We start from the raw sequence: 14371 nt of genomic DNA on the forward strand, positions 1-14371 counted from the left end.
CGCGGCGTGCGGCGCAAAAATGCTCAGCGCGTCACTGCGTCGACGCGAACTTCGCCGTCTTCGTTGCGCGACTCGGTGCCGAGTGTGTCGACGGCGGCGCTGTCCGGCAGACACACAATCGTTTGGAATTGGCGAAACGCCGCGCCTTTATGATCGTCGGTGAAGCGCAGTTCGATGCTGCCGTTTTCGCGCTTCAGGAAATCGCGCACGGCATCCATGCCGACGCCGCGGCCCGACACTGCGGTGACGGTGTCCGCGGTCGAAAAGCCCGGACGGAAGATCAGCTCGGCGATGGCTTCGTCGCCCGGCGTTTCGTCGGGACCGATCCAGCCGCGCTCCATCGCAATGCCGCGAATGCGTTCCAGCGCGAGGCCGCGACCGTCGTCGCTGAGCGTGATCTGCAATGCGCCGCCATCCACGCCGACCTCGATCGAGATCGCGCCAGCCGGCGTCTTGCCTTTTGCGGCGCGGGCTTCGGCGGATTCAATGCCGTGATCCATCGAGTTGCGCAGCAAGTGCATGAAGACGTTGTTCAGCGTGCCGGCCGACTTGCCACGCAGCCGGTAGCCGTTGTCGGCGATATGCACGGACGGCGCAGGCTTGCCCAATTCGCTCGCGAGCGACGGCAGCGAGCCCAGCACGCCCGACAGCGCATAGCGGACGCTTTCGCTGCCGAGCGCGAGCAAATTGCGGCGCAGTGTCTTTTGCATCGCCTGAAGTTCGTGCAGTTCGCTTGCATTCGTCTCGTCGAGCAGACTCACGATGCGCTGCATCTCTTCCTTGTCGACCATGACATAGCGGCCCGCGTTGCCCGCGTCGTTTCGCTGCGCCTTGCCCTTGCGGCCAAGGCTCTGCTCGTTGATAGTCGCGTAACTTTCGATAGCCTCGCGCACACGCGTCAACTCCCGCATCAGATGCTCCTGATCCCACGAGCGATCCGCGTCGGGCTGGCGCAACTCGTGGTAGCTCTGCTCCGTTTCGTGAACGACATCGGTCAGATGCTGCAGGTTGTACGTGCGCGCATTGCCCTTGATGGTGTGCATATTGCGGAACAGCTCTGCAATCGCGGCGTGGTCGGCCTCCGAATGCTTGCGGATGATGCGCTCGTTCTCGCTAATAAAACCAGCCGAACTCTCGATGAAGTGATGGAACTTCTCTTCGCTGACCGCCAGGATTTCGCCGATCATGTCGAGGCGCCTGCGCTGTTCGCTGGCTTCCGCAGCAAGCTTGCGCAATTCGGTCACGTCGCGCACGCAAAGCATCAAGCGAACAACGGTGTCGTCTTCGTCGGTAATTGCCGACCAGCTCAGGTCGAGTATTTTCATGCGGCCATCGGGCATGCGCTTCGAAATCTCGCCGACCAGCAAATGCTGATTGAACGCGAAGTTGATGCAGTCTTCGCCAAGGCACGCATGCGCGGCGGCGTCGACTTGCGACAACGCGTCGGCGCCCAGATCGGTATCTGCGAACACGAGGTCCATGAGTTCGCGCCCGGCAATGTCCTTCGTCTCGAAGATGTCTTCCAGATACGCCGAGTACTCCGCGTGGATCACGGCGCCGTCGATCACCGTCAGGATGCCCTGTTGCATGTTCTGCAACATCGCCTGGATGTCGGCGGTTTTCTGTTTGAGTTGCGCCGAGCTTTCCTGGATCTTCTCGATCATGCCGTTGAAGGCGACAATCGAATGGCCGATCTCATCGAGCCGCCCCACCGGCACGCGGCGCGTGAAGTCCTGGCTGGACGCGATCTCGCTCATCATGGCCTGCATGCGGCTGAGCGGCCGCGTGATCTGACGGTAGAGCAAAGCGCCGATCGAAGTCAGCAGAATAATCGCGATGCCGGTCACGAAAGCAATCGCCGTCGTCGTGGTCGCCAGTGTCGCGTTCAGCGTCGTGATCGCTTCGTCTTTCTCGCGGTTCTTCTCCACGCGCAGCGTTTCGACAATACCTTCGAGTTCGTCCCGATACTGTGCGACGTTCGCAAAAAGATAGGCCTGCGCGAGTTCATTCTTGCCGTCGGCTTTCATTTTCGCCGTCTCGGCAATCGCGGAGAAGTAGTTGGCGAGACTGTCGCTGGCCTGCGTAACGAGACCCTTTTGCGCGTGGCTCGCGGCGTCTTTCGCCTGCAAGGCGAGCGCCTGTTGGAGCGCGATTCTTTTCTTCTTCAGTTCGTCCTGCGCCTGCGCGACAACGGCACCGTCGGGCGCGTAGACAAGCGTCATGGTGGCGAGCTGAACGTCCTTGACCTGAGATACGAGGTCGGCGGAAGCCAGCGCGCTGGGCACTACGCCTTCGGTGACCTTGCGCACTTCGGCTGCGCTGCCGCGCGTTTGATAGACGGCGTAACCGCCGATCGCCGACAACGCGACGAACATTAAAACAACCAATAGCGTAATGCGATGACGGATAGTCATGTGAACCCCGGGTTCTGGCCTTCGCGTCTGCCCTCGTTTGGAGCAGCGCGTTTTTTATGCGACATGAGATCTTGCTTGCAGCGCTGCCGAGTATTGCCGACCCGTGTTACTAAGCGATGACTACAGACTTAACTTCGCATTCGGAGCCGCACTTTTTATTTCTCAAGTTTTCGGCGGCTATGCCGTTGGGTGGCGTCCGTTGCGTTCGCGTGTCGACATTTATCAAACCGAAAGGCGGAAGGCGGGATCGAGTCTGGGGCTCTCCCGAATATCCTCACCACATCGCTAAAGGTGCGAACAGCGGCGCGCCTACCTCACCTATCGGACATAGGCGAGTCTGATAGTCAGGTACCTCCTGGAATCGCTCACCTTTGCGGCAACCTCCTGGAACTCCTCACCTTTGCGCGCGACGCCAGGTGACAACGCCGCGTGGGGCGCTCAACGGTGCGGCGTAAATCCTGGGACGACTCACCATTGCGGACATGGCATCGTCTCCTGGAACGTCTCACCTTTGTGTGCAGAAGGTCAAAGGTGATGCCTTCTCCTGGAATTCCTCACCATCCTGGAATTGCTCACCTTTGACGGCGGTATGCCAACACAGGCTGCCGCCGTGCGACGCGTTATCTCGTCAGCTTGACGACGTTCGAAAGCCCCGGTCCCGGCGAGGAACCGAAGCTGTAAGTGGAGCGGCCGCTGCGCTTGGCCACATACATGGCGGCGTCCGCAACGTCTAGCAGTCCGGCGATGGTCTGAACCCGGTCGGGAAAGGTGGCGATGCCGATGCTCACGCCAATCGCAAAACGACCGCCATACTCTTTGTCACCGACAGCGCGAACGCTTGAAAGCAGGCGGTCGGCGAGTTCCCTCAACTTCGCGTCGTCACCGCAATCCGTTGCCAGTAGAACGAACTCGTCGCCGCCAACACGAGCGAGCATGTCGTTCTGTCGCGTCGCCGCGCGCAGCGATTCGGCGAGCCGACGCAGCAGTACGTCGCCGGCGCTGTGGCCCATCGCGTCATTCACATTCTTGAAGCCGTCTATGTCGAGGTACAGCAGCGCGATGCGCTTGGCGGCGGCCGCATCGTTCGAAAGTGCGTCGATGGTGGAAAGCAGCCGGCGCCGGTTCGGCAGTCCCGTCAAAGTGTCCTGCGCCGCCTGCTGATTGAGTGCGTTCGAATACGCATGCACCCTCGCGAACGCGCGGCGCTGTATATAGACCGTATAACCCATCAGACAGCACACCAGCACAGCGATAGCAACTAGCGCAGCGCTTCCGAACATCAGGCGCTGGTGAGCGTCTTCTGTCGCCACCCTTCGTCTTTCACGCCAGTCGTTCAGCAACAGACTAAGGTCCTGGCGCAGACCGTCCATGTAAAGCTTGCCTTCGTTCGTCTGCACGAGTGCGACGGCAGCGATACGATTGCCGCTGCGAGCCAGCTCGATGGTGCGCGCAAGTTCCGTCACCTTGTCGGTCTTCGCGTGCTCGACCCGGCGCACGAGTTCGAGAGATCTCTCGTCGCCGCCCGCCACCTGCTGCAAGCGCAGCACGGTGTCGTCGAGATCACGAATGCCCTCGCGGTAAGGTACGAGGTAACTTTCGTCGCCTGTCAGCAGATAGCCGCGCTGACCGGTCTCCGCGTTCTCCAGATCGTGCAGCACGCGGTTGGCTGCGCCGAGCACGGCAAACGCTTCTTCGTCGCGCAAACCGTCGGCAACGATGATCCTCGCTTCATACACGAAGAGGCCGGCGGCGACCAGCAAGCCAATGGCCATGCTGACGTACAGCACGATGAAACGGTTACGATCGGCTTTCGCGGAGCGAAACAGACGCGCGGTCACAAGAGCTCCAGGGCGGTGAGGGTGATGGGAAGGTTGCAATCATACTGGAGAGCCGTGGCGGGTCCTCGTCATGGTGGGCAAGTGGACCGCCAGGGCCGCTTGTCGTTCGACGTTCGCCGTTTTGTCAAACAGACGAACTGCCCGCTGCCCGCGCGTCCTTGCGCTCATCACGGCAGTTGCGGTCTGCCGGCAAACGCGGCGACGTGATCACTGGGAACGGCGAAAATTTCCACTGAAGAATTATTCCTGCACTGCCTGCGTGACGCTCAAACAATGCTTGGAAGTGCACGTCATACAGCTTTGCCGAGGCGTGCGTGTGTGGTGCATTTAATCAAAAGAAGGCTTACCAAGGCCTTGCGAATAAGGCTTCACTTCGCTGACAACTTTGCCTATTTTTCATAGAGCCACCAGCGAATCCGCAACCAGTTGCGGCGCACTTCAAACAGACTTTTCATAAGCTCCGCACGCCTGATCCGAGACCGCTAGTGCACAGCCTTGGCCGACGCCGGCGGTTGAGCGCAGGCGCAGATCGCCCTGAACAACAGCCCGGTCCGCTCATATGATTTTTTGAAGGAGACAGCAATGAGCACGAATCTCTCAGTCGTCAAAGGTGCATACGAGGCGTTTCAGCGGGGCGACATTCCCGCGATACTCGAGGTCATCGCGGACGACGTTGAATGGCGTGTCGTTGGACCCGCGTCGCTGCCGTTTCCAAGAGAATGCCGCAACAAGAACGAGGTCTCCGCGTTCTTCAAGTCGCTCGCGGAAAGCGACGACATCGCAGTATTCGAACCGCGCGAATATATCGACGCGGGGGACGATGTCGTCACACTAGGCTTCGTGAAGGGCACGATCCGATCGACGGGCGAAGCCGTTGAAAGCGAGTGGATTCACGTCATGACACTCAAAAACGGCTTGCTGACGCGTTTTGTCGAGTTCTTCGATACGGCAACGAGAGGCGGCCACTAGCCTCACATCGCACGAGTCGCGGCTAGAACTTCACCTTCACCTGGAAGCCGATAGTGAACGGAAGGTCGTCGGATGGAATCGGCGGGATGACGATGAAGTTCGCACCGACGCGCTTGTACTCGACCATGACGAGCGGGGCGAGCACTGGCCCAATCGTATGGTCGCGGCCGAGTCCCCAGTTGCCGTAGTTATAGCCGGAGATGATGCCGCCCATCGCCGCGATTCGCACAATGCCCCAATGCAGGAAATCGGGTGACCAGACGCCGCCGCCGTAATACGACGGCCGGCGCAGCGAATTGCGAAAGCCGCCCGCCGTCAGCGCCCATTGATTGTTGAGCCAGCATTCGACGCCAAGCCCCGGATTGAACTGCTCGAAATGCTTGTCCGGGTCGGGATTGATGTGATACGAGCCGAGCATGGCGTCGACCCAAACGCCGCCGTCGCACCAGCTGCCCGCGTGCGCTGCCGATGTCCCGGCGAGGCCCGCGACGAGCGCGAAGAATGTGTGGCTGATGTGCTTGCGGATGTCCTTACTGATCTGCCGAAGATGCATGTCCTCTCCACCACCGGTCGAGCGCCGGCGTGATGCTGTTTGGTTTTTGTGCGTGCCGCCCGTCGCGCACTGTACCGCAAGCCACTCATGCGATGTTGAAGACGCACTCAGGCTTGCGGGCACAAGACGTGCCGGAAAGCGGCAGCACAACCATAACGGAGGACTGATGGCAAAGCGGTGAAGGCGACGCGCCCGCCTTCACGTTGCGTGGAAATGTCTAGAGCCCGAGATCTGAGAGACCGGGATGATCGTCGGGACGGCGGCCAAGCGGCCAGTGATACAGCCGGTCCGCTTCACGAATCGGAAGATCATTGATGCTGGCGTGACGGCGCGCCATCAATCCGTTTTCGTCGAACTCCCAATTCTCGTTGCCGTACGAGCGGAACCAGTTGTTCGAGTCGTCATGCCATTCGTAGGCAAAGCGCACGGCAATGCGGTTGTCGGTGAATGCCCACAACTCCTTGATCAAACGATAGTCCAGCTCCTTCGCCCACTTGCGGCGCAACAGCCCGACGATTTCCGCGCGGCCATGCGTGAACTCGGCGCGGTTGCGCCACACGCTGTCCGGCGTGTACGCGAGCGACACGCGTTCGGGATCGCGGGTGTTCCAGCCGTCTTCAGCGGCGCGTACTTTCTGGATCGCGGTTTCGCGCGTGAAAGGCGGCAGCGGCGGGCGGCTTTCGATTTGATCGGCCATGAGATTCCTCGCTAATGGTCAGATTGCGGTGAGATTGCGGTCCGCCTGGAAGGCGGGGACTTACTTGCAGATCGAGGTGAGGCTTTCCTGCTTGAGGACGTCTTGGGCTCGCCGCCTGATTCAGCGACTAGCAAAGTTTGAGCGACGGCTTGCGCGTCGAGCGCGGCATCAGGCTCGCCGCTTACGAGTGCAACAGCGATCGCACCATCGAGCAACACCAGCCATTGCCGCGACAAACGCGCGGCGCGCCTTGCATCCACGTTCTCTTGCGCGACGAACTGCTCGCATTGCGTTCGCACAAATGCAAGCAAACGTTCCTTGTGTTCCCGCGCGACGACACGGATCGGGTCTTCTGCCGAAGCAATTTCGCCGGCCGCGTTCAAAAACGCACAGCCGTGAAAGTTCTCCGACGCGAACCATTCGCGCAATACATCGAACATGCCAAGCAGGCGTTTGCGCGCGCTCGTGCCGCCGCGCTGCTGCGTGCCTGCGATGAACCAGTTCATCCAGCGTTCGTCGCGTCGTTCCAGCGCGGCCGCGACGAGCGCGTCTTTCGATTCGAAATGTGTATAGAAGCTTTTACGCGCGGTTCCTGACTGCTTGACGATCGCATCCACGCCGGTTGCGTGTATGCCTCCGGCGTAGATCAACGCTTCCGCGGCGTCCAGCAGTCGCTCACGTGGGCCAGGCGCCGCCACTTCTTCAACATGAGTATGAGTAGCCATGTGCGAAGAGTAGAACGATCATTCTCCCTCGTCAAGTTTTTCCCATTTTGCGTGCGGCTACCGCTAACTGTTATCTTGATCGGGATGAGTCAACCGGAAGCTATTTGATGAAGACATTTGTCGCCCGCGCCTTTGTCGTGCGCGCGTTGCTCGCTGCAAGCTTTCTCTTTGCAACGGCTTGCACGCCATTGCAAGTGCTCACACATTCCGTCAGCCAGAATGAGGCGCGCGTGCCGGTTGGTCGCTACGATCTCGACCATGACCATTGCAGCATCACATTCGACGTCGAACACTTCAAGTATTCGCGCTTTACGATGCGCTTTGATCGCAAGACGGGGCAGTTGGACTGGAAAGAAGGCGGGCTGGAGCAGAGTAGCGTGTCTGTTACGATCGACGCCGCGAGCATTGACACGAATGTGCCGCTGCTCGACAAAATGGTGAAAAGCCCGAGCCTGCTAGACGTGGAGCGCTATCCGGAGATCCGTTTCGTGAGTACGAAATTCGAGCGCACCGGCGAAGCTCGCGGCACCTTGACGGGCGATCTGACCATTCATGGCGTAACGCAACCCGTCACGCTCGACGTCACCTTCAACGGTTTTGCACCCGACCCGCTAACGAAAAAAGACACGCTGGGTTTTTCCGCAGAAGGGCATATCAGCCGCGCGAAGTTTGGGCTCGCGACGTGGTATCCAGCGGTCGGCGACGACATTCACGTGCGCATTCAGGCCGAGTTCGACAAAACGCCCGCAGGCGCTTGAGCACGCTGCGGGCGTGTCTGACGCGGCGCGCATGGCGCCACGTGTGTGCTATGCCGAGGTCCAGTCGAGAATGACCTTGCCGCTTTCGCCGGACAGCATGGTCGCGAACGCTTGCTGATAGTCGTCGACCTTGAAATGGTGCGTGAGGATCGGCGACAGGTCGAGACCGCTTTGCAGCATCGCGACCATCTTGTACCAGGTCTCGAACATCTCACGTCCGTAAATGCCCTTGATTTCAAGGCCTTTGAAGATCACCTGGTTCCAGTCGATCGCTGTTTGAGCGGGCGGAATACCGAGCAGCGCGATCTTGCCGCCGTGGTTCATTGCTTCGAGCATGCCGGTGAACGCGCCTGGAACGCCGGACATTTCGAGGCCAACGTCGAAACCTTCGGCCATGTGCAAATCGGCCATCACGTCGCGCAACGATTCACGAGAGACGTTCACGGCACGCGTCGCGCCCATCTTACGAGCGAGTCCGAGCCGATAATCGTTGATATCGGTAATCACGACGTTGCGCGCTCCCACGTGCTTCGCAATCGCCACGGCCATGATGCCGATCGGCCCGGCACCCGTGATCAGCACGTCTTCGCCGACCAGATTGAACGATAGCGCGGTGTGCGTGGCATTGCCGAACGGATCGAAGATCGCCGCGAGGTCGTCGGAGATCTCGGGCGGAATCTTGAACGCGTTGAACGCCGGAATCACCAGATACTCGGCGAATGCGCCCTCGCGATTTACGCCGACTCCCACCGTGTTACGACACAGATGCCGACGCCCGGCGCGACAGTTGCGGCAGAACCCGCAGGTAATGTGGCCTTCGCCCGACACGCGGTCACCAATCGAAAAGCCGCGCACTTCCGCGCCCATTTCGACGATCTCGCCGACGTACTCATGACCGACATGCATTGGCACAGGAATGGTTTTCTGCGCCCAGTCGTCCCACTTCCAGATATGAATGTCGGTGCCGCAAATAGCGGTGCGCTTGATACGAATCATCACGTCGTTATGGCCGACTTCGGGCACTTTGACGTCAGTGAGCGTGAGACCGGGCGCGCGCTCGAGTTTTGCCAATGCTTTCATATGCGTCCCGTTTCAGATGACACCAAGTTCGCGGCCGACGCGCGCGAATGCATCCACCGCGCGGTCGATCTGTTCTGTTGTATGCGCGGCGCTCATTTGCGTTCGGATGCGCGCGCGGCCCTTCGGTACGACCGGGAACGAAAAGCCGATCACGTAGACGCCTTCGTTCAGCAACGCATCGGCCATTTTCGAAGCGAGTTGCGCGTCGCCGAGCATCACTGGAATGATTGGGTGTTCCCCGGGCACGAGCGTGAATCCAAGCGCGCTCATCTTGTCGCGAAAGTGTGCGCCGTTCTTGCGCACGCGCTCGCGTAGCTGTGCGCCTTCGTCGCTTGCGAGTAGTTCGAGCACTTTCAGCGATGCCGCCGCGATGCTCGGCGTCAGCGTGTTGGAGAACAGATAGGGGCGCGAACGCTGCCGCAGCAAGTCCACAATTTCTTTGCGCGCGGCGACATAACCGCCCGAAGCGCCGCCGAGTGCCTTGCCGAGCGTGCCGGTAATGATGTCGACGCGCGACAGCACTCCGCAATGCTCTGGTGTGCCGCGCCCGTGTTCACCGACAAACCCAACGGCGTGCGAGTCGTCGACCATCACGAGCGCGCCGTAACGGTCCGCGAGATCGCATATGCCGGCGAGGTCGGCGATGATGCCGTCCATTGAAAACACGCCGTCGGTGGCGATCAGCTTGTAGCGCGCGCCTGCGGCGTCTGCCTCTTGTAGTTTCGCTTCGAGATCGGCGAGATCGTTGTTCTTGTAGCGGAAGCGCTTCGCCTTCGAAAGCCGCACGCCGTCGATGATGCTCGCGTGATTCAACTCGTCGCTGATAATGGCGTCGTTTTCGTCGAGCAGCGTTTCGAAGAGACCGCCGTTGGCATCGAAACAACTCGAATAGAGAATGCAGTCGTCGGTTTGCAGAAATTCGGCGAGCGCGCTTTCGAGTTGCTTGTGCACGGTCTGAGTGCCGCAAATGAAACGCACCGACGCCATGCCGAAGCCGTCGTTGTCCAGGCCTTGCTTCGCCGCCTCGATGAGCCGTGCGTCGTCGGCGAGTCCCAGATAGTTGTTCGCGCAAAAATTCAGCACGCCTGTGCCGTTGGCAAGACGAATGTCGGCCGATTGCGGGCTGGCGATCACGCGCTCGCTCTTGTAAAAACCGTCGGCGCGGATCTGCTCCAAAGTGCCGCGCAGATGGGCGAGATATTGTTCACGCATGAACCGGGCTCCTGAATGGGTGATAGGCGAGTGCGGGACTTCCACCGCTTTGGGCACGCGCGACATGGGCGGCCACGAAGCGACCTGCTATAGTCGGCTGTCAGTTTTATCGGATTTTTTCGTTTTTCCGAACTAAAATCCGGTATGTCGAACAACTCTAAACGATGGATCTGGAAATGGCAAGCTCGGGTAATCGCCGTGCGGCGGCAGGCGCGGCGTCCGCTCCCCATGCAGTCGCGGCTCCCGCGATCGCGGCGCCGCCGCGCGTCGGGGAACAAATTCAGCGCTTGCGCGCAGAGCGGCGCATGACGCTCGACGATCTGTCGCGTGCGGCCGGCGTATCGAAGTCGATGCTTTCGGAGATTGAACGCGACAAGGCCAATCCGACAATCGCGGTGGCCTGGCGGTTGACGAACGCGCTGGGAGTGAGCCTCGATTCGCTGTTCGCGCCGCAAAAGACGCCGGAAGCGATCGCCGTTGCCGGTCCGCACGAAATACCCACGTTGAGCGGGCACGATGCGAAGTATCAACTGCGGGTGTGGGGGCCGATCGAATTGGCCGGCAAATTCGAGTGGTACGAGTTGACGCTTCAACCGGGCGGGGCGCTGGTGTCCAATGCGCACGAGCCCGGCACGCGTGAACATCTGACGGTGCTGCAGGGATCGATTGAAATCGAGGCAGCCGGCACCGCCAGGCGCCTGAAAGCTGCGGACACTGCGCGCTATGTGGCGGACGAGCCGCACGCGATCCGCAATGTGGGCAAGGGCGAGGCAAAAGCGCTGCTGGTGGTGATCCACGGCTGAGCGGCTGACTCACCGTCAGAATCTTTTCAACCGTGAGGGGGTTGCCGGCTGAGTCGGGAAGTGTGAAAGGTTGCGTCGAACACTGTATATTTGTACAGTATAGGGTATCGATTGGAGCCGATGAATGAACGACCTGACGACCGAGACAACTGACCGCGCTCTGGCCGCGCTGCGTTATCAAACCGCGGCGCGCGATCTCGAATATATCGTCCGCAATATTGCTGCGCGCTATATCGCGCAGCAAGTGCCGCTCACCTGGCGCCTGCTGCATGCGATCGAGGCGGAGGCGCTGGCTGATCTTGGATTTGCCAGCCGCCATGACGCGATCATGCTCGGTCTGTTTCAGCGTCCGTCGGATCTTCCTTATCCGGAAACCGACGAGGGCGTGGACTTCGGCACCTCCACCGCGCTGCCCGCGGTGTTTGCATTTGCAGTCTCCGCTTATGAGCAGGCGGCTCGCAACGCCGCGACGCGCGCATCTCAACCTGCCGCACATAAACGGGCAAGAGCTTGGGGCGACTGACCGTCAGCCTGGTCAGGCGAGTCTACAATGTGCGCAACTAACTGAACGATCGCGCATGTCGCCTCCTCATTTATCCGATCCGGTTACGCGCCCGGATCCATCCACCGATCTTTTCGATCAGCAACGCGAAGACTGGCGTCGCGATCCACAAATCGCGTTCGACGCGTGGCTTGCGAAGCAGCATTTCAGGCGTTCGTCAGCGCAGGTTTATCAGGCGCAGTGGGGACTTTTTCTCGAGTGGTTGTCCACGCGTCAAAAGACGCTGGTTACCGTCGATACGCAGAGCATCGCCAACTTTGTCGCTGGCCTGGATATTCGCAAGCCTCAGCGTGTGCGTTACCTACGTTTGATTGAGCGCGTGCTGGATCATGTGCGTGAAGTCGAAGCATCGTCGGCCAATCCGGCTCGCTTCATCGCCCAGGATGGCGAAGCCGCGTGGCGCAACGCACGCGAGAACGAGCCGACCGGTTTTCTCCATCATGCCGAACGGGCTGCATTGATCGCGCATCTGTTTTCGCCGCTACAGGGACTGTCTAAAGCGCAGCGCTGGAAAGAACGGCGCGACCGCGCATTGATCGCAGTGTTTCTCGGCGGTGGACTGAAAACCGGCGAGGCCGCCGCCTTGGCGGTTAGTTGCGCGGCACCCGGCTCGCCGTGGTTGACGATTGACCCGGCAAACCCCGCGCTCATGCGGCGCACTCGGCTAGCGCCTTTCGCGTCGGCGATACTCGAAGCATGGCTCGCCGAGCGGCGCCTCGCGGACCTCGCCGGCGATCTGATTTTTCCTGCGTCGCCTTCAGGCAGGCCAATGCACAAGGCAACCATGCTTCGTGCCGTGGATGCGCTCGTCGAAGCGGCAGGCATTGCGGCGTCGCGTACATCGCGCGCCAGTCCGCAAACCTTGCGCAACACGTTCGCTGCTGATCTGTTCGAAAGCGGAGTAGAGGCGGAACTCGTCGGACAATGGCTCGGATTTGTGCAGGCCGTGTCTGCGAATCGTCTCTATCGAGCCTGGCAAACATGGACGAAACAGCAGAATCCAGACGCCATACTCGAACCGGATCCTGCCGCGCCGCTGTTGCCAGAACCTCGCATGAACGGGCGTTTCACGAGGACGCCGGGTGCGGCGGAGTCCTGAAACCTCTCACGTTTGGCCTCCCGAATTTCCTCACCTTTGACGTAGGCGGCGCCTTCGTTTCATGCCTGTGCAGAAAGCGAGTTGCTAGATAAGAATCGGCTTACCGCTTCCAGTCGCGAATCGCCGAGCCCCGAAGAATGCTCGCACTCCGGACACTGCAGTTCGAACCGGTGATCGACCTGCGAGAGTTCGGGCTCACCTTCGTCGCACTTCGGGCAGCGCAGCGGCAAGCGCACGTGGCCGTCCGCTGCGGTTCCAATAGTTCGCAATTCATCGCTCGAGAGCCGGCCGCCTTCAACTAGCGAGCACAGCAAACTGCCGATTTCCGGGTCGATGCCCTGCTGGCCGCGCAAAGCCGCAAGTTCTTTTGTCAGCGCGTCGACCTCGTCCGACTGCTCGCGTAGTTGTGCGTCGAGCCGGTCGCCCCGTGCCTTCGCTGCCGCAAGTTGCTGAATGAACTCGAATTCCTTTCGACTCGCGTCGCGCACGCCGGACTGATAGGTCGCGGCCATGCTGCGCAGCGAATCCAGTTCGACAAGCATCGGCTTCACCCGGCGCTCGGCCTCGGCGACGGCATCTTTGATCTGCTGCGCGTAGTGTTCGGTGCTTTGGCGCAATTCCACGTGAAGCGCGTCGATGCGATCGCGCAGCGTCGCGTTCGTGGCCTGTTCCGTGTCCAGGCGTTGGCGGAGCGTTTCGTTTTCGTGTTCGAGCCTGCGCACCGTTGTTTGCAGACCTTCATGGTGGGCAGTGCCGTGCGTAGTGACGGTGGACAACTCCGCCTCCAGCGCGCGAACGCGTTCCCATGCAGCTTCCGCCCGTTGTTCACTGCGCTTGATTGCGTCTTCCGAGGCGTCGCGACGGATTTCCGCCTCGCGTGCGCGCTGTTCCGCCGCGGCAATTTGTGAGCGCGACTCTTCCCGCTCGGCGTCCAATGTGGTGCGCGCGTGGGCGACGGCTTCTTCGAAAAGCGCGCCTAGCAATTCGCCGGCGCGCTCTTCCAGAGCTTTCGGGATGGCACCCGCGCGGACTTTGACGCGCGACACATTACGAATGCGTTCCCAGAAGTGGTCGATGTCCTTGGGTATGTCGCTCGCGCTGCCCGTCTGAGTGAGATCGCGTACAGCAGCCATGGACGGCCGTACGCCCAGATCGAAAAATAGTCGCTTGCATGCATGCAGCGACAATTCCTGGCGGCGGCTGCCGCGAGATCGCATGGCGTCAAGCTCTTCGCGGATGGCTTGACGTTCGTCGTCCACGTTCATATTTGGGCTCACTGTTGTGCTGACTGGACGAATAATAACAATTTACGTAGCAAACGATACGTTTTTGTGAGGTTGGTCTGTGTGGTGGCCGTTCTTAGTCGAGGAGGGCTTATTTTGCAGACATAGAGTCACGTGTGCAGCAATTCTTCGTGAAACAAAACTAAGAACCGCGCATAACTTATTGTAAATAAAGATGGTTTGTTAGCCGCGGTTTGATAGCGCACTGTTTCACGATACGCATCACTACAAGCGATCGACGATTGTTTCTATCCGAGAGCTCTCGTGGTTTTTGGCTAGAGAGTAATAAAAGTAAACACCTTTGAACCCAAGTTAAAAACGTTAACGCCAAAGCAAAGCCTTACCTGGCGGGGCTTTCCGAGCAGCAAGGTGAAGCTT

Annotated in this window: 13 protein-coding genes; 5 read left to right on the forward strand and 8 right to left on the reverse strand. The window is 60.0% G+C overall.

Annotation, left to right across the window (positions count from 1 at the left end; translation table 11 throughout):
• Positions 1 to 23 precede the first annotated feature (23 nt).
• A complete protein-coding gene (locus tag H281_RS0118440) occupies positions 24 to 2414 on the reverse strand; it encodes a HAMP domain-containing protein (RefSeq protein WP_027804737.1) in 2391 nt (796 codons plus the stop codon).
• A 620-nt stretch (positions 2415 to 3034) separates the two neighbouring features.
• The gene (locus H281_RS0118445) at positions 3035 to 4252 is read right to left on the reverse strand and encodes a diguanylate cyclase domain-containing protein (protein WP_020068629.1); all 1218 of its coding nucleotides are present in this window, start codon (positions 4250 to 4252) and stop codon (positions 3035 to 3037) included.
• A 582-nt stretch (positions 4253 to 4834) separates the two neighbouring features.
• Between H281_RS0118445 and H281_RS0118455 the strand changes: the two genes are divergently transcribed.
• Complete coding sequence (locus H281_RS0118455) at positions 4835 to 5221, forward strand: nuclear transport factor 2 family protein (RefSeq protein WP_020068631.1); 387 nt, start codon at positions 4835 to 4837, stop codon at positions 5219 to 5221.
• A 22-nt stretch (positions 5222 to 5243) separates the two neighbouring features.
• Here H281_RS0118455 and H281_RS0118460 read toward each other — a convergent pair whose 3' ends face one another.
• The 3 genes from H281_RS0118460 to H281_RS0118470 all read right to left on the reverse strand — a co-directional run bounded on the left by H281_RS0118460 (position 5244) and on the right by H281_RS0118470 (position 7196).
• Positions 5244 to 5774 (reverse strand): hypothetical protein, encoded by a 531-nt coding sequence (locus tag H281_RS0118460; protein WP_020068632.1) that lies wholly within the window; start codon positions 5772 to 5774, stop codon positions 5244 to 5246.
• Positions 5775 to 5991: 217 nt separating this feature from the next.
• Positions 5992 to 6471, reverse strand: a complete 480-nt coding sequence (locus H281_RS0118465) for a nuclear transport factor 2 family protein (protein WP_020068633.1) — start codon at positions 6469 to 6471, stop codon at positions 5992 to 5994.
• Positions 6472 to 6482: 11 nt separating this feature from the next.
• Positions 6483 to 7196, reverse strand: coding sequence for a TetR/AcrR family transcriptional regulator (locus H281_RS0118470; protein ID WP_020068634.1), 714 nt, complete (start codon positions 7194 to 7196; stop codon positions 6483 to 6485).
• Positions 7197 to 7303: 107 nt separating this feature from the next.
• Between H281_RS0118470 and H281_RS0118475 the strand changes: the two genes are divergently transcribed.
• Positions 7304 to 7954 (forward strand): YceI family protein, encoded by a 651-nt coding sequence (locus tag H281_RS0118475; protein ID WP_020068635.1) that lies wholly within the window; start codon positions 7304 to 7306, stop codon positions 7952 to 7954.
• 48 nt (positions 7955 to 8002) lie between these two features.
• Here the strand turns inward: H281_RS0118475 and tdh are convergent, their stop codons facing one another.
• Both tdh and H281_RS0118485 read right to left on the reverse strand, forming a co-directional pair.
• Positions 8003 to 9034: an L-threonine 3-dehydrogenase gene (gene tdh, locus H281_RS0118480; protein WP_020068636.1), complete on the reverse strand. Its 1032-nt coding sequence runs from the start codon at positions 9032 to 9034 to the stop codon at positions 8003 to 8005.
• Between the two features lie 12 nt (positions 9035 to 9046).
• Positions 9047 to 10246 carry a glycine C-acetyltransferase gene (locus H281_RS0118485; RefSeq protein WP_020068637.1) on the reverse strand — a complete coding sequence of 400 codons (1200 nt, stop codon included), beginning with the start codon at positions 10244 to 10246 and terminating at the stop codon, positions 9047 to 9049.
• Between the two features lie 164 nt (positions 10247 to 10410).
• Between H281_RS0118485 and H281_RS0118490 the strand changes: the two genes are divergently transcribed.
• From H281_RS0118490 to H281_RS0118500, 3 genes are all read left to right on the forward strand, one after another.
• Complete coding sequence (locus H281_RS0118490) at positions 10411 to 11049, forward strand: helix-turn-helix domain-containing protein (protein WP_020068638.1); 639 nt, start codon at positions 10411 to 10413, stop codon at positions 11047 to 11049.
• A gap of 124 nt (positions 11050 to 11173) precedes the next feature.
• Positions 11174 to 11572: a DUF2471 family protein gene (locus tag H281_RS0118495; protein ID WP_020068639.1), complete on the forward strand. Its 399-nt coding sequence runs from the start codon at positions 11174 to 11176 to the stop codon at positions 11570 to 11572.
• 55 nt (positions 11573 to 11627) lie between these two features.
• Complete coding sequence (locus tag H281_RS0118500) at positions 11628 to 12710, forward strand: tyrosine-type recombinase/integrase (protein WP_020068640.1); 1083 nt, start codon at positions 11628 to 11630, stop codon at positions 12708 to 12710.
• Positions 12711 to 12769: 59 nt separating this feature from the next.
• Here the strand turns inward: H281_RS0118500 and H281_RS0118505 are convergent, their stop codons facing one another.
• A complete protein-coding gene (locus tag H281_RS0118505; RefSeq protein WP_020068641.1) occupies positions 12770 to 13975 on the reverse strand; it encodes a DNA-binding protein in 1206 nt (401 codons plus the stop codon).
• Positions 13976 to 14371 lie beyond the last annotated feature (396 nt).

It is taken from the genome of Paraburkholderia caledonica, assembly GCF_000383275.1.
GTDB lineage: Bacteria > Pseudomonadota > Gammaproteobacteria > Burkholderiales > Burkholderiaceae > Paraburkholderia > Paraburkholderia caledonica.